The sequence below is a fragment of the Planktotalea frisia genome, from assembly GCF_001890925.1.
Classification (GTDB): Bacteria; Pseudomonadota; Alphaproteobacteria; order Rhodobacterales; family Rhodobacteraceae; genus Planktotalea; species Planktotalea frisia.
Genome location: NZ_MLCB01000091.1, coordinates 1 through 18,789, shown reverse-complemented (window position 1 = coordinate 18,789; position 18,789 = coordinate 1). Strand labels below are relative to the sequence as shown.

Genomic DNA, 18,789 nt, shown 5'->3' with positions numbered 1-18,789 from the left:
ATAGCAATCTCGCCTGTTTCAAAGATCTTCTGATCGTGTCCTAGAGAGAGTGACAAGAGAAGTAGAGCGTCTCCTGCGTTGCAAGAAGAGCATCGACGCAAGGAGATCAGCGGCAGTATTTTTGGTCGAGCAGAGTGCTCGGCCGGACAAGGTTTGGCCGGTACATGAAGAGCGATAAGCAAATCGAAGTGTTCGCGGGCGTCGCCAGTTGTCAGAGGCAAGCGCGATGGAACAAGTGGTTGTACTTGCCGATTGCCTTGGCGTTGTCTGTCGGCAGCCTTTTTTCTGGAAGCCTTGCCCTTATTGCCATCGCATTGCTCTACGCTTCGGACGTGGTCGAGTTGTTGATGAGTTCAGCGGCGACTAGGCTGACACGACGTCAGAAAGAGGACCGCGTTGTTCTAGGATATGGGCGATTGGAAATTGCGACAGAGTTGGCGAATTGTGTTGCTGTGGTACTGCTATCCGCTTCGGTCATTTACCACGGCGTTATGCGCCTAAATTCCCCTCATCTGGCGCAAGGCTGGATCATAGTGGTGCTCGTCTCTGTCTTGATAGGGATTGAGTTACTGGTGTTCTCGAAACCGGCACCAACATCGTGGCGCCGACGTAAAATCGGCACATCACCGCCCCTATGGTCAGACCGTTTAGCGTTCTTGCTACCAGTTCTCGCTGGCGGCGTAGCTATTTTGTTGCTTGGTTCCGGGCGAACTGACACGATTATTGCAGTTTTATTGTCCGGCGCGCTTCTTTGGTTCGCCCTCCGCGGTATTGGGGAGGCGCTTAGATCGTCGCTGCTTGGAGCGCCATCAAACCTGGATGCGGCAGATGTTGTGCAACAAATAATTTCCGTAGAAGGGGTGCAAGATATTCATCATCTACACTTCTGGCGGCTCCCGGAACAGAGACTGGCCATCGACGCTCATGTCGTTGTCACAGTACCGAATTGGCCTAAAGCCGAAGCCATCAGGGATCACATCGAAGCAATTCTAATCCATAAGTTCGGAGTAGAACACAGCACCCTCGAGATGGAAACGCCGGACAGGGAGCTGGATTCTTGCCATGTTTACGGCACTTGAGCTTGTTGACATTCATCCAGGGAGTATCCGAAACTCTGTGTATGAGGCTTAGCCCATGCGGTTGAAACAGGTCATCGGTTGAACCGTTCAGGGTAGAGAATAGCGAACTGGTTTCGGGCAGCAACCCATTCCCTGACACACCGTCCGGTGTTCTCGAATTTTCGGATTGCCAAATAGATCAGCTTGGTTGCGGCATCATCTGTTGGAAAGCTGCCACGTGTTTTCGTGGTTTTCCGGATCACCCGGTTCAGACTTTCTATGGCGTTGGTGGTGTAGATGATTTTGCGCACCGCGGGCGGGAAGGCAAAGAACGGGATGACCTCCTGCCATGCGCGCCGCCAGCTTGGCGCGATTGAGGGGTATTTTGTACCCCATTCAGCTTCGAAATCATCCAAGGCTTTGGCGGCTTCCTCGTCGTCCACCGCCTGATAAACCCGACGCAGGTCTTTGGCCACGGCCTTGCGGTCTTTCCAGCCGCAGAAGTTCAGGGAGTGGCGCACAAGGTGCACGATGCAGGTTTGCACAGTCGTATCGGGGAAGGCTGCGTTGATGGCGTCAGGGAAGCCCTTAAGGCCATCGACGACGGCGATCAGGATGTCTTCGACGCCCCGATTGCGCAGGTTGTTCATGATCGACAGCCAGAATTTGGCCCCCTCGTTGGCCGCGATCCACAGGCCCAGAACCTCGCGTTCACCCTCCGCGGTGACCCCCAAGGCCACGTAGACGGCCTTGTTTTTAACCTGGCGACTTTCAGCGTCGCGGATTTTGACCCTGAGAGCGTCGAGAAAAACGATAGGATAAACTGGTTCCAAGGCACGGTTTTGCCAATCTGAAACCTCCTCCAGAACCGCATCGGTGACGCGACTGACCAGGTCGGCGGAAACCTTCAGGCCATAAACCTCTTCAAGGTGGGCGCGGATATCGCGGGTCGACAAACCTGCAGCATAAAGCCCGATGATCTTGTCATCCATCCCGTCGATCCGGGTTTGGCCCTTCTGGATCAGCTCAGGTTCGAAACTGCCTTCCCGGTCTCGTGGGATGTCAATCGGCACCGCACCGTCGTTGCCCTTCAGCACTTTGCGCGTCGCCCCATTACGCCGGTTGGCCTGCTGGCTGGCAGGCTCACCATGTGGCTCATAGCCCAGATGCTCGGTCAGTTCCGCGCCCAACATCCGTTCCATCAGCCGGACCTTCAGTTCCTTCATCAGGCCTTTGTCGCCGAGTAAATCCTCAGGTCGTTCAACGCCGCTGAGCAGCTCGTCCAGTAGTTCCTTGGAAATTGTCATTGCAGTCATGCTCCTTCGTTGGTGAAGCATGGGCCATATTACTCATACACAGAAGGTCGGACACTCTCGGCTAGAGGTGCGGCTCGCCCTTCGGCTTCGCCTATATAGGGAACGGTTTTACATAGCCCAACATCCCTGCCTTCCACCCAGTTTAAACCGTTGGCGCTATTGATACACTGAGCCGATCTCCCCTCTGATCTCATGAAACAGTCAAGCTAGGCCTAAACGCCCTGCATTCAGCTAGGTTTACAGTTCCTCACAGCCAATCTTGGGTCAGGACTGTATACGATACCCCGTGGGGGTGGGGTGGCACTCGCCCCCTCACGCTGAATGCCTCTGAGAGACTCTGTAAGGCCCGTACAGGCCCATTAGATTCATCCGCCAGCAACCTAGCGCATAAACCAGTATCGCCCTGTATGACTCACTGAGAGTCTCTGGCGACTAAGGCCACAGGAACCCCTACATGCACCGTTCAGGTTCAGTAGCCCTAAGCTTGGATCGTAGACCAAACCGTAGACCAATTTACGCCTGTTGCAGGAACCAGAATGAGACAGTAGCCTTGTTTTATGAGGTTAATGCTTGGCCTTGGTGCCTACTGGCGGAGCCATCCCCGTGTGGGGGCACCACTTAATCACCAGAAACCTATAAATTATTGACTTTTCAGGCATCTTATCTGTATTTGGTACTAACTAATGGTACTAAGTTGGTACAAGATATGCGGCAGGTCAGACAAAAGAACGGCATGAAACGGTCTTCGACTGGATTCTATTCCTTTCGTAAGCAGGTGCCTGAGAGCCTACGAACTCTTTGGGGTAAGCGTGAGGTAAAGGTTGCGCTTGAAACCAAGGATGAGGCGACAGCACTTACGAGATGTTCTCAGGTTCTTGCAGATTTTAATACCACCAAGATGAAGCTGACAAAGTTGCTGGAAGGCGGCAGTGATTTAGCTCCTCAAGATATTCGTAACATTGCTGACAATAGGGTTCGCTCTTGGGGTATTCACCCCGATCAGGCTCCCGTCTTAAAGGCTGGGCATACTGTTGAAGGATACGCTGAGTTTAAGGAGGCTGAACGTGAGTATTTTGAGCGCAAAGACCTCTACTATGAATTGGCTGCTGATGAATTGATCGACGAAGACCAGCGCCAAAAGGATTACCGAAGCGGTAAGTGGGGTCAGTCCAATTATCAGACGCCTTATAAAGCTCAAAACAAGATGACAGTTGCAGGTGTTACAGAAGCTGTTGTTGCTGGTCGTGTTGCAACGACTGTTAATCCAACTTTGATGGATGCAATGAACTCATACCTTGAGGCTTATGCTGAGGCTAAGATTGGTGGAAACCCTCGTACCATTCAGTCACAAACCACGAACACCAAGCGTGTATTGGCGCAGTTTGCATCGTTCATTGAGGGTGGAAGAACCACTAAGGGCTTTCAGCGGGAGGTTACGAGTATCACCGTAGAAGAGGCTATCGGCTTCAGAAGGTATTTAAGGGAGCAGCATCCCAACTCAGGCACAGGAGATACTAACCTACGTTACCCCAGTGCCGTGTTCTCTCACATCATTGAAAAAGGGCAGGGGTTGTACATCGACAACCACCTCATGCGGAACCCTTTCTACAAACTGAGAAACAAGAAGCGTGAGGAGCAACTCGCGAAGAAGAAGTGGCCTTTAAACCCAGAGGAGTTTCGCAAGTATGAGGCAGCAGCAAACGATGCTGAGGCACACGTCAGGCTTTTACTACTCTTCTTGTTGTACACGGGGTGCAGGATCAGCGACGCTTACGGACTAGAGGTACGAGATGTTAATCTGACGGAAAATATTCCAACGATGTACCTTCGCCATAACAGTATTAGACGACTGGATAAGGATGGTATTCAAGCAAACATACCGTTGGTGGGACCTCTTCTAGAGGCTCTCAGAAGTTATGATATGTCTGATAACCCCAACGATCCTGTCTTCCCTGAGTTTGCTAATATTAAGTCGGGTCGTGACAGGGCGTCTGGTGAGGCCAACAAGGTTCGGAAGGTAGCTGGGATTATTAGGGATGGTGTAACGGCTCATAGCGCACGACATACGTGGCAAGACAGGCTGGATGCAGCGAGGGTACCGATAGCTGAACGAGACTACCTGATTGCGCATAAAACCAAACAGAGCAGTGCTGTAGCTCAGGCTTATGGTTCGGCTTACCCTGCTAAGAATATGCTGGAGAACCAGCTTGCTGCTCTTGCGTGTGAGGACTGGGGTGACTTCCGTACCTGACGAGCTTGCTCATCAATATGGCTGGTATGATAGATATTTGTATCACTTTAGGAGTTAGTATACCATTTTAAAGGAATAAACCCGCAGCACCTAAAGGTTACTAACCAATGCTAAACCGTTTGTCTCTTCTTATAATTTCAACAGGCCTTATGTTAGCTGGATCTGCAATAGCTCAAGACGTGAGCCAATGTGTTGGTATCGATGACCCCGACACAAGATTGAGCTGCTTCGATGATGCATTTGTAGAAACGCAGGTTCAGCAGCCATCACCTAAATCAGATTGGTCAGTGCGTGTAGATACATCAGCGCTCGATGACTCAAAGACTGTTGTACTGACATTGACCTCAAAGGATCAATTTTTGAGCCAGTATGGCGAATTAAAGCGTGGCACACTGATTATTCGCTGCATGGAGAATACAACTAGTTTGTATACGAAATGGGGTGGTCACTTCATGTCCGATAACAGGAATAATGGCAGAGTTGATTATCGTGTGGATGCAAAGAAAGCCTCACGGGTCAGCATGAGGGAATCTACTAACAATAAATCCCTTGGGCTTTGGAGTGGCAGTCAGTCGATACCCTTTATCAAGCAACTTTTAAACGCTAAACAACTTTACATCCGAGCAACACCATATAGTGAGTCACCTGTTGAGATGACCTTCAATGTTACAGGGCTTGAAAGAGCAATCGAACCGCTTAGGGACGCCTGTGGCTGGTGAAGGCTGATCAACACTAACCATTGCAACACCAAGTAGGTGCAACGATGCTCAAATACTATTTTATTGCTACGACCCTCTTAACCGCAGCAACTAATGCTCATGCTAATCAATGCGACAACTACAAATATAACTCATCTCCCTTACCACACCTACAAGCCAGCTCGGTCCCAAACGATGAACTAGGCCAACACTTAAACGCCTCCCAATACTCACATGGGATCAAGTTTGACATCGAACCTATCGAAGATGATTTATGGGTCGACATAGTCAGTTACCCACCCGAAACCCAGTTAGCAGCAGGTCTGTTCATGCTTCTTCAAATTGGTCGATTGGCTGAACAAGACTTCAAACACCTGGTGTTAATTGAGAACAGCGAGAAGGTTTTTTCCTTTGATGGCTTAGCTATACGTAGAAATGGTTGCAAAGCACTCTGGGGTACATCTGCGGCTGGTAGCCCGATGATGCTACTGGTTGACGTTATGACATATGCTAGGGACGCTGAAGATAACCTTTTAATCCCCCGCTATACTGGCAACTGGTTAACAGATATGACAATCGCACTCGAAACGTTTAACACATCTATCGCCCCAGAGTGGATATTCAGTGCTTCTGAATAAGCAGTATAAATCCAACTATCGCTATTCTAGAAATAGCCCTGAGGCTCACACAGAGGCCCGTACAGGGCGAACTACACAGCTTGATACGTGTTTTCCTCGCCATCTCCGCCGCAGCCTCTGCATACGGCTCTCTGGCGGACCTCATGGGTGGTTGTATCATCACTGGTCGTTAGGGTCAGATCAGCAATTTTGTAGCTGAACTTATGACCACAGGCACTGCACGTGAGGTCCATGCGTTTGTCAGATACAGCCGATAGCTTTGTGTTCATCGGGGCAACCTCAGGACGTCAGTATGACGTAAACCTTCGCCAGTAGGGCCAAGGTGATCACTGTAATAAATACTTTTTTGATTGTCATGGCGTTCTCAGGAACTCAGTAGCCACAGTTCTTGTAACCACTGCTCATGCACACACGGGCCATAGCTTGGGCTTTCTCTATTGCTGCTGCGGTCATAAGACCTGCAAGTACATCTCGCACCTCCCCAGCTTTGTCGTGACCATTAGCAGACGCAATGTTGTACCACATGTGAGCCATTACGTTATCTTGGAGTACGACTTGGCCCTTACCGTACATGATACCAAGATTGTATTGCGCATAAGCATACCCTTGCTCAGCAGCTAGTCGATACCACTTAGCAGCTTCTGAGTTATCTTGGAGTACGCCTTGGCCCTTACCGTACATGGTACCAAGATTGTTTTGAGCTTCAGCACGTCCTTGGTCAGCAGCTAGTCGGTACCACTTCACAGCTTCTGCGTAGTCTTGTGGTACGCCTTGGCCACTGTAGTACATACTCCCAAGATTGTATTGCGCCTTAGCACGTCCTTGGTCAGCAGCTAGTCGATACCACTTCACAGCCTCAGCGTAGTCTTGTGGTACGCCTTGGCCTTCGCTGTACCTATTCCCAAGATTGTATTGCGCATTAGCATACCCTTGCTCAGCAGCTAGTCGATACCACTTAGCAGCTTCTTTGTAGTCTTGAGGTACGCCTTGGCCATTATCGTACATGACACCAAGATTGTATTGCGCATCAGCAAGTCCTTGGTCAGCAGCTAATCGGTACCACTTCACAGCCTCAGCGTAGTCTTGAGGTACGCCTTGGCCATTAGCGTACATGATACCAAGATTGAATTGAACATTAGCATACCCTTGCTCAGCTAAAGGCGTCCACTCTTGGATTGCCGTAGCATAATCACCAGCATCAGCAGCTGCTAAGCCCTTCTGAAAGTCCTGTGCAGCTAAAGGTGTGAAGGCCAACGACAATACGGTGGCAAGTGCGAATGTAATGCGTGTCATGGTATTGGCCTCTGGAATAGTGTGGTTCGAAAAAGTCTCATGATCATCGTCAAACAGCACGGGAAGATCAAGTGATCGCAAGACCTCTGTCGTCTCCGAGAAGCCCCCGTTGAGTCCAATGTCGATGCTGACCTAGGCCAGCCTACTTGAACGTAACTGATTGCTCCCCTCAGGGTGGCCGTAGAGCCTTTGGGGAGTCCCGCTGAGACAGGTGAGGACGTGGACGTAGGCATTAGTAGCTGAGGCGATCTGAATTACATCTGCGGGGGGGCCGTGCTGCGCTACTCAGCTCCCTCAATTATCATCAGGTCTGTGTCGGAACAGGTCTCACGTACAGCTTTTGCAGCCTGATATTCTTCGCTGAAGTAGAAAGTTTCAGCAGCTTTTTTGCTCTCGAACTCAATCATCATGACCGTACCGCTGAGTTCACCTTCGTGTCTATCGGCTGAAGGGCCTCTTGCTAAAACCTTGCCGCCGTATTTCTTGATAGCTGGTGCTGCCATTCCAGCAAATGCTTGGAACTTTTCAGCGTCAGTTACTCTAATGTTGGCCACTAAGTATCCTTTTGGCATGTTTCTGATCCTTCATTGTGTTGGTTAACTTTTAGCACATTTTCACAACTCAGCCAAACTCAGTTCGTATGGAGGTGATGAACTCGTCGAAGGTTGCCAAAGTGATAATCCTGCTCGTTTGTTGACAGAATGTTGTCTCACATTGGTCAGGGGATCAAGTCGACCAAACTAAATCTTTGCCTTGAATTCATATGGGCAAACCAAGCGAGACGGATTCACCTCTGTATAAATCTAAGGGTTCCCTACTCCTCTGACGCCCCTCACAGGCTCAAGTCAGCCTCAAATGGACCGTGGTGACCCAGAAGTTCATGGCCCTCAGTGAGGCTTACAGCGCCTCTACCAACGGGCCTTCATTCGTTGGACTGTGGTGGCTTGCCAGACTGTTGAACGGCCTGATGGTGTCTGCACCCCACGCTCAGTCAGGAACCTTGTAATATTCGTATCCCTCTGACACATTTTCTAAATGCTAGCGGGGGGCATGACCGATGGTTGAGGAAAATTCAGACCAAGCTATGACGATCGAACAGCAAGATTGGCTCAGGTTTCTTACCTCTGATGGTCTTGCGGAGAAAGCAGGTTGCCCACCTAGTGATTTTGATAAGATGGTCGTTAAAGAGTTTGCCGACAATGCTGCCGACATTGGGGGCTTTGGGTATGACGTAAATGAAGACGAAAAAACAGTTTCCATCTGGAATGGTGGTAATGGCTTATCGGGCGCAGATATTGGCAGGTTATTCGACATCAAACGCCCACTCCGTTCTTCCAAGCACTGGCGTAGGGGACAACGTGGTGCTTTGGGAAATGGCATCCGTGTTGCACTGGCTGGCTGTCGTCTATGCAACATTGACCTTACCATCACCTCCAGATCCAAACAGTATCACATCAAGCTGCTAGACAATGGTGATACTGTCATGACGCCTCAAGACACAGACGTTGCCGATGCGGGAACTCGTATCGTACTTGGCTTTCCTGACGAAAAAATGTTTAGGAAAAGCCGCTACCTGTCGTTCCTGAATGTTGCAGTGATGACGCAGGAAGCGACTGTCATCACAGGCAAGCCGTTAGCAACTTGGTTCAAGTCGGAAGACATCAACGTCCTCGTCCAATCTCTACCAGATGTGTCACTGGGAGAGTTCATTAGGGAATTCAACGTCAAAGGCGAGGTCGGTATCGATGACCTTTCAGTTAGCGTTCAGGAGATACCTATAGCCGATTTGGTAGGCATTTTGCGAACCAAAGAAGGCAAGTCAAAGGTCAATCCTTTAGGAGAAGACATTTTTGAAGGGTTCTACAAAAAGGAAGGGTTCTACAAAAAGATTGAGGGCATCTATAAAGATGGCGATGCCAGACTGCCATTCATTATCGAAGCATGGGCCAGAGCCACACCTTGCGACAGAGATGCAGGCGACCACACAATCCATGTCATAACAAACAGAACCTATACCCTCCGCCAAGCCTCTTTAGAGGTGAACTCAGGCCGTTTGAAAGTTATTTCTGGAGGTTACTACAGCACACACAATAAGCAGATAAATCGCTCTCACAGCTATAGAGTTATATTATCTGTGTCGTCGCCCTATATCCCGATAATCTCATCAGGTAAGGAGCCAAATCTCTTGGACGGGGCTTACTCAAGCGCCATCAAAGAGGCCCTTCATTCTACAATGAAAAAAGCTGGAGCCGCAGGTCCGAAAAAGAAAAAGGCTGATTTTACACTGATAGATGCCGCTGAGATGTGCATGGAGGATGCTTATAACAAGGTTTCTAGCAATGGGCAGTATTGGGCTAACGCTCGTCAGTTAATGTATGCTGCACGACCTAGATTATTAGAAATAACGGGAAAAACTTCATTCCAAGATAGCTATTTCACACAAGACCTTTTGCCCCAATTTTTACAAGCTAACCCAGAACTGACAGCAAACTGGAAAGTCGCATACGATAAACGAGGTTCTGTAATTCAGCCTCATACAGGGCAATCAGTTGGCCTTGGGACAGTCGAAATTGACCGCCTCACCAATCATGTCGCCCTAAAGCCAATGTCGAAGTTATCCTCATTCAGATATACCAATGCTGCACCTGAGAGACGATTTTCAGGTGTTCTCTTTGTCGAGAAAGAAGGCTTCAACGAAGCAATAGAAGAAAGTGGGCTTCTGGGACGTTACGACATTGCCTTAGCGTCGACCAAAGGAAACAGTGTCGTGGCGCTACGAGTGCTACTGGATGAAATGGTCACTCGCAATCCTGACTTCAAAGTCTTTACCATGACTGACTTCGACATCTCAGGGACTTCCATCAAGACGACACTGACGAAGGATAATGAACTCCGCTACGTGTTTAAGAATGACATTCAAACCATTCCTATATGTGTCACATGGGACCAAGCCAAAGCACTGCATGAGAATGGACTTTCCGAACCAGTAAAATTCCCCAAGCCCCCGAACAAAACCGATGAGGAAATAGACGACGCCATTGAAGCCAAGTTTCGGTTTCTCGTGCGTGAGAACGACGTGGAACAAGAAGGGGCAAGGTTCCTTGTGTACGAAAAACGTCGTGTTGAGATTAACGCTATGACAACGGGGGAGATACTTGACCTTATTGAAGGTGCCTTTAAGGAACATGCAACCAAAGTCTTGCCTGACCAACATCACTTGGAGGGCGCTTGGAAAGAACAGCTACTGTCGGCACACCTTGAAAAAGTAGAGGCACAAATACGAGACGAGTTGACCTTACAGGAAATGCCAGAGAACTTGATGGCTGATGTTGAGGCAATTCTCAAAGAAGACCCAAGTCAATCGTGGGACCAAGCGGTTCGAGAAGTAGCGGGAAGAACATTGGTGTGAAGTTAGATAAAGCTAGTTGGATGGCCTTCACACGACATCACATATTGCCATTTTTGTATTATATTTCTGATGGATAACACCTGTGGGCCAATAGCTGCCTGCACAGCGCAAGATGACAGGAAAGTAATTTCTTATCTTGGGAATATGAGGGGAAACCAGCAGGGGCGGATTCATTCGGCCATAAAATAGGGGTCCTAAATGTCCCGACGACGGGACACTTCAAAGTGTCCCTGCGCAAGTACACAAAGAACTTTGCGACGTCGCAAGGTTTCACCCACCAAAGGTACCGACTTCGGTTACTTTCACAAAGAACCTCCCGACGACGAAAGGTTTCAAATGTCTCGACGTCGAGTAGTTTCAAATCTCACGACGTCGTGAAGTTCTTACGCCTTTAGCACCTTGTAGATAGCGCCACGGGTACACCCAAGTTCCCTTGCAATAGCAGTAGCGCCCATACCTTCAGCCGACATAGCCTTAATCTTGTCGTGGTCTAACGAAGTAGGGCGACCCTTGTACTTGCCCTCAGCCTTAGCCTTCTCAATACCAGCACGTTGGCGTTCCTTGATGAAGCCTAGTTCCATCTCAGACACCATACCAAGGACAGTCAGCATCACCTTGCCCATAGGCCCACCTGTATCAATGGCAGGTTCTAGTACCTGTAGCGAACAACCACGTTCATCAAGTTCGTGTACAAGGTTAAGAACGTCTCTGGTGTTACGGCCCAACCTGTCCAGCTTATGCACACATAGGACATCACCCTCTCGCATGAACCCTATCATGTTAGATAACTCTGTGCGGCCTTCGGTAGTACTACCAGACTTCTTCTCTGACCGTACAACCTTACAACCAGCAGCTTTTAGTGCAGCTTCCTGAATGTCGGTAGACTGTGAAAGAGATGAACAGCGGGCGTAGCCGTACTTTGACATGATATGTGTATCCTATGATTCTTAAACTAGGTATACACTACCGTTCATTAAGTCACTTTACAACCCTGTGTGTACACTTTTAGGGGTATTCTGAGGTGTTCACTGTGAGTGTGCTTAAAGTGAACACGATAGGGTCAGCCCCACAGAACAAATACCATCTCTGAACGTCGGACAGCTAGTTATCCCGCCTTCACACGATGTCGCTGAGTTAGGGCTACAAGAGCCTGAAAGGCGACCTACGGGGGAATGTGAGCCGTGATCACCACCGAGGGAATATGCCCTGTAGTGGAAATTAGCCTTCTAAAAAAGGACGTCAGTATGAAAGCCTCATGAAAAAAAGACCCCACGCTGGGAAAAGCGCAGGGCCAGATGCGCTGCCTTAACGACAACTGCAGGGGATATCATAAATACGCTGACGTTTGGCTTCTGGATCACCGAAACAGAATAATAGTTGTAATCATTCAATGGGAGACAAGGCAATATGGCGACCTCTCATCCTCGACCATCAAAGCCATCGCACTACCTCCTTTACAACATCATCAAGGAATAGGTCTGATGGCGAAGCTGGAAGTGTTATACAATGATGACTGCCCAATATGTCGTCGAGAGATCAAGCATTATGCTGGCTTATCTGGTGATGATGTGACCTTTGTTAAAATTACTGAGCAGTCAGCGGCGGATTGGGGGCTTACGGAAGAACAGGCTGCTAAACAGATACACGCTAGGTCAGGTGGGAATGTGACTGTGGGCGTTGATGCCTTCGTGTCTGTCTGGCAGAGACTTCCGTATTATCGAGTCCTCGCAACAATCATAGGCTGGCAACCCATCAAGTTCGTTACGTCGATAGCTTACCGTAAAATCCTAGCGCCGATTTTATATGCCATGCATCAAAGGCGACAGCGGAGGCAGTAATCCAACATGATGGCCCGTGCATAGATCAGTCTGTGACGGGCATCCAACTAGCATTATCTAACTTCACACGACCTTCGCTCCCACCGTAGGAATGTAAGGTTTTCAAAAAGAAAATTGACAAGAGGCGACAAAAAACGCCCCCACAAGCCCACTTTGATCCGAGCCATTGACCCAAGATGGATTAGTCGATGTTGCATCATATAACGCATCCTAGCTATTGGATTACAATGCGTTAATCTTGACCAAATAAGTCAAGTAATATCTAGCGGCAATCCACCTAAAACATCCATTGATTTATGGCACTGCAACTGCTCGACTGACCTTCAACTCAGGAGATGAAATGGTCGATCTTACCAACAACAAAATCCGTCCGTTCTTTCATATTAAGAACTTCAAAGACGGTGTGGCTGATGCTGTATTAGGTCGAACCATGACCAAAGCAGGACGGTCCTCCGAATACGAAGAAGGCTATCAATTTGGGCTTACCTTGATCGGAACAGATGACCTTGGCGATCTGGCTTACGACGAAGAAGAGTAGAATAGTCAATCTTAAGGCAACTGCCCTACAGCCCTACAGCTAAGGAGATTAAATGGCTGATGACCTTACCAAAATGGACCGATGGAACTCAGAGCCATTAGATGTTCACACATGGTCAGATCATCCTGAGATAAAGACATTATGCGATGATCTGTATGATCTGGCAGGAATGACCACCTTAGAACCCAAAGGCAATCGCAAGGCCAAACGGACCGTCAAAGAAAGCCTCAGGGTCCTGATACTTGATCTCTACGTGAAGTGGCTCAAAGACCCGTCCATCAGCATCGGGTTCAGTAAAGGTAGAGAAGCATACACGGTTGGGAGCCGTTATAATGGCCTCTTTGTTCCACGCAAAGTTGTAGATTTGGAAAGGCTATTGGTTGAGGCGGGTTACATTGAGGAACTAAAGCCATTCCAAAACCAAGACCCCCGAACTCGAAACTACACGACACGGATCAGGCATACCGAAGCCCTGAGGGACCTATTCTCTCAGCTAACCATTGACCTGCATGACATCGACACTCACGCCAATGAAGAGTGCATCATCCTTCACGACAAGTATGTGGATGACCCCAATGATGATACAGTCCGAAAGATTGAGTATAACGACAAAGACCTGCCCGACGATGAGCTTGCCTTGCTGGATACGCTAAGAGGGCAATTGACGGCTTACAACAAGCTCCTCAATCACACCTTCATCGACATCCCAAGCTACACGTCAGCGACATTCAAGCGTACGATAAACAAGGGACGTAATGCTGGTCGTCAGCAGACCATATCGCTTGGACCTGACAACAAGTTCGTGATCCGTGTTTTCAATGGTGGCCTAGCTGGCAAGTGGGAAAGAGGAGGTCGTTTCTACCGTGGTTGGTGGCAACAGATCGACAAAGAAGATCGATCCAAAATCTACCTCAACGACCAACCAACATTGGAAGTGGACTTCAAAGCCTTCCATCCAAACCTGTTGTCAAATGAACTAGGTGTCAGACTGGCTGATGATCCGTACGATCTTGGGGAATTGATACTTCCTGATGTTGTAACGACAACAGAACAGCAGAGGGCATACGTAAAGCTCTTAGTCCTGATGGGCATCAATGCTGACAGCGACAAGAAAGCCTACCAAGCCTTCCGCAACAGTGATCGTAAGGACAAGTTGGGCCAAAGCCTTACGGATATTCAACTTGCAGCACTGCTAGATGCTTTCATCGACAAACAACCACAGTTCAAAGGAGTTCTGAATACAGGACAAGCCCTAAGGCTGATGAATATCGACAGTCAGATTGCCAACATGGTGTTGGAACACTTTACGAATAAGAACATCCCAGTTCTCTGCATACATGACAGCTTCATCATTCAATACGACAAGGAACCAGAACTACGTCGCATCCTAGACCAAGCAACACATCAGGTTACCAATTACACCATCAACCACGACATCAAGAATGATCGTAATAGCCAGAACGGAAGGGTGTCTGGTAACCTTAAAGGGTATGAAGAGGCTGTAGTGGTATCATTCCATACACCAATACGTATTGAACCTACCAAACAGTACAATGACAGAAAGGCTAAGTTCACTAAGTGGCTAGCACTGCCAGAGTATAAGTAGGGTGAGTAGTGCTAGTAAGTGTGTGAACTTAGGGGCTGTCTCCTATGCCTCTCCCATTACTAGGACAAATAGAGATTGTCGTTATAATACATGCCAGTGACATGCAGATAGGGATTGGGAAATGACCAGTAACGACAATACAATCGACCTATATCACTTCATCTCCAAGAAGATGCGGATGTCGCACATCTATCAGCCCGTGATGATTAAAACCCTTCTGCAAAGTGGTGGGGAAGCTACGACAGAAGAAATTGCCACTAGCCTATTGGCTTACGACCAATCTCAAATGGAATATTACACACTGCGGACCAAGGCTATGGTTGGCAAAGTTCTATCTAACAATGGTGTCGTTGAGCCAATCAAAGACGGTCGTCAGATTACAGGTTATCGCCTTACTGAAGCGACCCACACAGACGCCCAGAGAGCCGCCCTACAGGCCATGTGTGATGAAGCTATCGCAACATACATAAGCAAGCGTGGTGAGGCTATATGGGGTCACAGAGGGCCAGACAGCGGCTATGTGTCAGGCAGCATCCGTTACAACGTCCTCAAGCGTGCAAAACATCGTTGTGAGTTATGCGGAGGACATGAGGATCAGGTGGCACTCCATGTCGATCATATTATCCCAAGGTCAAAAGGTGGCCCTGACGACATCAGCAACTTCCAAGCTCTCTGCATGACCTGTAATACGAATAAGCGGGATACTGACGATACGGACTTTCGGGGTGTTGTAGACAGCTACAGTAACCGTGAAGCAGGGTGTATCTTCTGTGAGCTAGGCGCTGGGCGTATCATTGCTGAGAATGAACTTTGCTTTGCCATCAGGGACGCTTTTCCAGTCACAGAGCATCATACGCTAGTCATCCCAAAGCGTCACGTAGCTGACTACTTCGACCTACATCAGCCTGAACGTAATGCCATTGAGGCAATGCTTCATGAGCAACGACAGCTTATCCTAGATCAAGATAAGACAGTCACAGGATTTAATGTTGGTATCAATGCAGGTGCTTCAGCAGGTCAGACTGTATTCCATGTACACGTACACTTGATCCCAAGACGTGATGGTGATGTCGTTGACCCCAGAGGTGGGGTGCGTGGGGTTATTCCAAGTAAGCAGAGGTATTGAGATGGATTGAATCTTAAAACACCTGCAAAGCAATGGCTGTCTAATCTTCCAACGCAAATTGAATGACATTCACCAAAGATGTTTCACAAAAAATTGGACTATTAAAGTTTAGCTTTCCCTCACCTAATTTCTCAAAACAGTAATAGCTGCTTCGGTTAGGCAATAAAGTCACTAGAAGTTTTGCTTGCTCTTGGCGCAGTTCAGGAGCTGCTGATGAGACATCCATCAAGTATGATCTAATTGAGGTGGCATCGTCACCTGCGAACAAGTTGGCAAGCTGTTCTTTTCGATAACCCTCCAATTCACCCAATGCTTTTGTGGTTTCGATAAGCTGTCCATTTGCTTTTGCCAGTTCAGCTTCGAGCTTTGAGAGTTCGCCTTTGTGCTGCATTTCTAGATATGAGAATTGCGTTCTCAGAACAGCTTGTGCCGATGCTATCTTATTTGCATGAGCGGCGGAAATATTTTCGATTTTAGATTGGAGTTGGTTATTCAAGGCTGTGGCGACTTCCAACTCAGATGCCACAGCAGTAAGTTGCAACTGCGTTTTAACAATACCTTCATCCAGCCTTGGCTTAATAATCGTAACAACCTGAGAAACACTGTCAGCAAGATCAATGCAATCTGCTGTAAAATGACCATCTTCGGAAACGCCATCAACCACCCAAGAGTTACGGCTTTCTTCTCTCAGGTACCATACACCGCCAGAGAGGGTGTCTTCAAACCTCCAGCCGTTGTCTGTGGACTTAACTTCTGCCGTAGGACTGGTTGAGATTACCCAACCATTGTCAGTCTCAAAGAAGACGATTGCCTCACCATCACACATGAATGGACGAACGCCATCCAGCAATGCTTCATCTGCTATCGCTTCACTCGTGACAAATCCTAAAGCTGCAATTGCTATGGCAAATACTTTAAGTCTGTGAAGCATCATCAGTCTCCTCAATAACAACAGCCGTACCACTCGCCACCAGCATCACCATAGACCCTGCTGACGACAACTCAACGTAGTCCAAGTCAACACCCACAACAGCGTTAGCCCCGACCTCATATGCCTCTCGTTTTAGCTCGTAGAGGGCAGTCCTGCGGCTATCACGCATCGTCTTCTGAACGGCCTCAGAACGACCACCAACGATGTCTCTCACGCCAGCGAACAAGTCTTTGAAGATGTTCATGCCGAAGGCGCACTCAGCGGTGACGATCTCAATGCGCTTGGTGATGTTAAGGTTGGGGGCTGTTTCAGTGGTGAGCATGATGGCTTCAATTTTGGCTGGCCGTTCATGTTCTTCGAGGTCCTTGATCTTTCTTTGATCAAAATCGGTTTGTCGTTTTTGCCTTTGGAAGCATGCGTCACAAGCGCCCCCAATGGTTTCCCATGCCCTGACTTCCGTACCGCAAGTTGCACAAATTGCCATGCTGTTCACCTATTCTCAAGCAATAGTATTGTTCAGTATTGCTGAGTAAGTCGGACACCACAAGGCCAAGCTCATCCGATGGACGGGCAGGGCCGTATTGGGGCCATACAGGGGCAGGTCGTGTTTGCATTGCACTTGAGCGCACGAGCGCCAATAACGCTGTACAAGGCTCCCTGTGGGCCTCTGGTCGGTGTGTGGTGGGGCTTGTTCAGGTAGCCAATAGACTGATAGCTTTCTTGATAATGCTGAAATTGAGGCGGAAAAATTAGATGACTATTACATGGGAAGAGCTTGAAAAAATCACAGGTAGAAGCAAAGCCACACTTTCACTTATGTCCAAATCCCTCTTTGGATTGACTGAGGTCAGCGAGGACGGGCTTGATGCTGATGTGGCGCTCAAGCTACTATTCAAAATGGGTTCTTTTGAGCGTAGTCAGAAAATGGAACTCCTCGATTTATCTCAAAAGTTGGAACAGAAAAAAGGTGAATTGCTTCAATATGCAGTCTCTCTTGAAATCGTAAAAGCAGAACGCCATCAACTCAAAGGCCATATAAAAAGCCTAGAGCTTCAGTCTGCTGCAAATGCAAAAAGGGCCGAGACAGCAGAGGCACGACTGCATGAGGTTACACAATCATTCGCTTATTTGATCGAGCGTAACTCGCAAGCGAGGAAGATACAGCATCTAGGGGGGGGGAAGAAACTTCCGCCTCTTCTCCTCCTGAATCCAATCAGTACTGGAGATAACCCTACTGGCAACTTTTCATAGGGCTAACGCAACAATCGAGGCTGCCTTCCCATAAGCGTTTATCTCCATCGGATATGGTACTAGAATAATCGCAAATATGGTACATATCCAAAATAAGTTAAGTCCGCACTTACTAATTAAATCAATGCCTTAGGTGACTAAAGAAATGTCATGTGAGTCCGTGTGGGGGCACCATTAAAATCAATGACTTAGCTATCGAAAACGCGCCTTTGGGCATCTCAAACTGCTCTCGGGGTAACGTTTGGGGTAACAAAAACCCGTATTGTATCTCGGGCGCTGGTAGCTAACATTTAACGCACGACTTTTGACTGCGCGTCCGCTTACTGACGGTGCTATGCGTTTATGGAATCGCAAAAGGCGCATTGGTGAAAATATCAGGCAGGCCAGTGGGCACTTTTCAAACTATGGCTGGAACTTATACCAAAACCGCTGGTCCTACGGGGAAGGCCCAGCAGGTGCTTCTCTAATACGCCCGCTAGTGCAAACTGTGGAACCGTATGAATTCTTAGACCTAATTGAAGCGATGTGTCGACGTTATGAGCTAGCTAGCTAATCTACATTTTGTTGATGAACTCTCGGACTTCATCAATGATCGAATTGTTAAGGTTGGTGTTTCTATTTAAGACGACCGTAGAAAAGCCAGCTTTGTGGAAGCCGAAAATGCCTCCAACTGTAGCGTAGTCTCCAAGATCAAGCTGTATACTACCAATGCACTGATCGTTGCTTCGATAAGCAATAACCTTAATAAATCTCTAATATACACAGAGTCCTCGAGCACCCGACTTTTGACGGGTTGACGTCTGACCGTAGAACGATTCAGCTAACCGCATGATCCG

Annotated in this window: 16 protein-coding genes; 10 read left to right on the top strand and 6 right to left on the bottom strand. The window is 48.3% G+C overall.

The features are described from left to right. The first annotated feature begins 164 nt into the window (after window positions 1–164). Entirely contained in the window at window positions 165–1,079 is a 915-nt protein-coding gene (locus PFRI_RS05395; protein WP_072629712.1) for a cation diffusion facilitator family transporter, read from the top strand. Between the two features lie 71 nt (window positions 1,080–1,150). On the opposite strand, the gene PFRI_RS05390 is transcribed toward PFRI_RS05395, so the two are convergent. Beyond that, entirely contained in the window at window positions 1,151–2,365 is a 1,215-nt protein-coding gene (locus PFRI_RS05390) for an IS256 family transposase (RefSeq protein ID WP_072629711.1), read from the bottom strand. A 652-nt stretch (window positions 2,366–3,017) separates the two neighbouring features. Between PFRI_RS05390 and PFRI_RS05385 the strand changes: the two genes are divergently transcribed. The 3 genes from PFRI_RS05385 to PFRI_RS05375 all read left to right on the top strand — a co-directional run bounded on the left by PFRI_RS05385 (window position 3,018) and on the right by PFRI_RS05375 (window position 5,961). Continuing rightward, window positions 3,018–4,625 (top strand): site-specific integrase, encoded by a 1,608-nt coding sequence (locus PFRI_RS05385; protein ID WP_139292097.1) that lies wholly within the window; start codon window positions 3,018–3,020, stop codon window positions 4,623–4,625. Window positions 4,626–4,732: 107 nt separating this feature from the next. Then, window positions 4,733–5,344 (top strand): type VI secretion system-associated protein TagO, encoded by a 612-nt coding sequence (locus PFRI_RS05380; RefSeq protein ID WP_072629709.1) that lies wholly within the window; start codon window positions 4,733–4,735, stop codon window positions 5,342–5,344. Window positions 5,345–5,388: 44 nt separating this feature from the next. Then, window positions 5,389–5,961, top strand: coding sequence for a hypothetical protein (locus PFRI_RS05375; protein WP_072629708.1), 573 nt, complete (start codon window positions 5,389–5,391; stop codon window positions 5,959–5,961). Between the two features lie 372 nt (window positions 5,962–6,333). On the opposite strand, the gene PFRI_RS21820 is transcribed toward PFRI_RS05375, so the two are convergent. Next, complete coding sequence (locus PFRI_RS21820) at window positions 6,334–7,254, bottom strand: SEL1-like repeat protein (RefSeq protein WP_072629706.1); 921 nt, start codon at window positions 7,252–7,254, stop codon at window positions 6,334–6,336. A 281-nt stretch (window positions 7,255–7,535) separates the two neighbouring features. Then, window positions 7,536–7,826, bottom strand: a complete 291-nt coding sequence (locus tag PFRI_RS05360; protein WP_072629705.1) for a DUF1330 domain-containing protein — start codon at window positions 7,824–7,826, stop codon at window positions 7,536–7,538. A gap of 485 nt (window positions 7,827–8,311) precedes the next feature. Between PFRI_RS05360 and PFRI_RS05355 the strand changes: the two genes are divergently transcribed. Continuing rightward, entirely contained in the window at window positions 8,312–10,663 is a 2,352-nt protein-coding gene (locus PFRI_RS05355; RefSeq protein WP_072629704.1) for an ATP-binding protein, read from the top strand. 383 nt (window positions 10,664–11,046) lie between these two features. On the opposite strand, the gene PFRI_RS05350 is transcribed toward PFRI_RS05355, so the two are convergent. Further along, a complete protein-coding gene (locus PFRI_RS05350; RefSeq protein ID WP_072629703.1) occupies window positions 11,047–11,589 on the bottom strand; it encodes a recombinase family protein in 543 nt (180 codons plus the stop codon). Window positions 11,590–12,144: 555 nt separating this feature from the next. Between PFRI_RS05350 and PFRI_RS05345 the strand changes: the two genes are divergently transcribed. The 4 genes from PFRI_RS05345 (at window position 12,145) to PFRI_RS05330 (ending at window position 15,771) form a co-directional block, all read left to right on the top strand. Then, on the top strand, window positions 12,145–12,501 hold the full coding sequence (locus tag PFRI_RS05345; RefSeq protein WP_072629846.1) for a thiol-disulfide oxidoreductase DCC family protein: 357 nt from the start codon (window positions 12,145–12,147) through the stop codon (window positions 12,499–12,501). 340 nt (window positions 12,502–12,841) lie between these two features. After that, window positions 12,842–13,039 (top strand): hypothetical protein, encoded by a 198-nt coding sequence (locus PFRI_RS05340; RefSeq protein WP_072629702.1) that lies wholly within the window; start codon window positions 12,842–12,844, stop codon window positions 13,037–13,039. Window positions 13,040–13,091: 52 nt separating this feature from the next. Further along, window positions 13,092–14,645 (top strand): hypothetical protein, encoded by a 1,554-nt coding sequence (locus PFRI_RS05335; RefSeq protein ID WP_072629701.1) that lies wholly within the window; start codon window positions 13,092–13,094, stop codon window positions 14,643–14,645. 121 nt (window positions 14,646–14,766) lie between these two features. Further along, a complete protein-coding gene (locus PFRI_RS05330) occupies window positions 14,767–15,771 on the top strand; it encodes an HIT family protein (RefSeq protein WP_072629700.1) in 1,005 nt (334 codons plus the stop codon). Window positions 15,772–15,811: 40 nt separating this feature from the next. On the opposite strand, the gene PFRI_RS05325 is transcribed toward PFRI_RS05330, so the two are convergent. Both PFRI_RS05325 and PFRI_RS05320 read right to left on the bottom strand, forming a co-directional pair. After that, window positions 15,812–16,702, bottom strand: coding sequence for a hypothetical protein (locus tag PFRI_RS05325; RefSeq protein ID WP_072629699.1), 891 nt, complete (start codon window positions 16,700–16,702; stop codon window positions 15,812–15,814). Further along, a complete protein-coding gene (locus PFRI_RS05320; RefSeq protein WP_072629698.1) occupies window positions 16,686–17,186 on the bottom strand; it encodes a YbjQ family protein in 501 nt (166 codons plus the stop codon). The genes PFRI_RS05325 and PFRI_RS05320 overlap by 17 nt, the downstream gene beginning before the upstream one ends. 269 nt (window positions 17,187–17,455) lie before the next feature. Between PFRI_RS05320 and PFRI_RS05315 the strand changes: the two genes are divergently transcribed. Further along, window positions 17,456–17,953: a hypothetical protein gene (locus PFRI_RS05315; RefSeq protein ID WP_072629697.1), complete on the top strand. Its 498-nt coding sequence runs from the start codon at window positions 17,456–17,458 to the stop codon at window positions 17,951–17,953. Window positions 17,954–18,789: the final 836 nt, after the last annotated feature.

What these genes read in the sequence shown, in the direction of transcription:
- PFRI_RS21820 (WP_072629706.1), bottom strand. Translation starts at nt 7,254, where the DNA reads ATGACACGCATTACATTCGCACTTGCCACCGTATTGTCGTTGGCCTTC.
- PFRI_RS05325 (WP_072629699.1), bottom strand. Translation starts at nt 16,702, where the DNA reads ATGCTTCACAGACTTAAAGTATTTGCCATAGCAATTGCAGCTTTAGGA.
- PFRI_RS05380 (WP_072629709.1), top strand. Translation starts at nt 4,733, where the DNA reads ATGCTAAACCGTTTGTCTCTTCTTATAATTTCAACAGGCCTTATGTTA.
- PFRI_RS05315 (WP_072629697.1), top strand. Translation starts at nt 17,456, where the DNA reads ATGACTATTACATGGGAAGAGCTTGAAAAAATCACAGGTAGAAGCAAA.
- PFRI_RS05375 (WP_072629708.1), top strand. Translation starts at nt 5,389, where the DNA reads ATGCTCAAATACTATTTTATTGCTACGACCCTCTTAACCGCAGCAACT.
- PFRI_RS05350 (WP_072629703.1), bottom strand. Translation starts at nt 11,589, where the DNA reads ATGTCAAAGTACGGCTACGCCCGCTGTTCATCTCTTTCACAGTCTACC.
- PFRI_RS05340 (WP_072629702.1), top strand. Translation starts at nt 12,842, where the DNA reads ATGGTCGATCTTACCAACAACAAAATCCGTCCGTTCTTTCATATTAAG.
- PFRI_RS05345 (WP_072629846.1), top strand. Translation starts at nt 12,145, where the DNA reads ATGGCGAAGCTGGAAGTGTTATACAATGATGACTGCCCAATATGTCGT.
- PFRI_RS05330 (WP_072629700.1), top strand. Translation starts at nt 14,767, where the DNA reads ATGACCAGTAACGACAATACAATCGACCTATATCACTTCATCTCCAAG.
- PFRI_RS05320 (WP_072629698.1), bottom strand. Translation starts at nt 17,186, where the DNA reads ATGGCAATTTGTGCAACTTGCGGTACGGAAGTCAGGGCATGGGAAACC.
- PFRI_RS05355 (WP_072629704.1), top strand. Translation starts at nt 8,312, where the DNA reads ATGGTTGAGGAAAATTCAGACCAAGCTATGACGATCGAACAGCAAGAT.
- PFRI_RS05335 (WP_072629701.1), top strand. Translation starts at nt 13,092, where the DNA reads ATGGCTGATGACCTTACCAAAATGGACCGATGGAACTCAGAGCCATTA.
- PFRI_RS05395 (WP_072629712.1), top strand. Translation starts at nt 165, where the DNA reads ATGAAGAGCGATAAGCAAATCGAAGTGTTCGCGGGCGTCGCCAGTTGT.
- PFRI_RS05360 (WP_072629705.1), bottom strand. Translation starts at nt 7,826, where the DNA reads ATGCCAAAAGGATACTTAGTGGCCAACATTAGAGTAACTGACGCTGAA.
- PFRI_RS05390 (WP_072629711.1), bottom strand. Translation starts at nt 2,365, where the DNA reads ATGACAATTTCCAAGGAACTACTGGACGAGCTGCTCAGCGGCGTTGAA.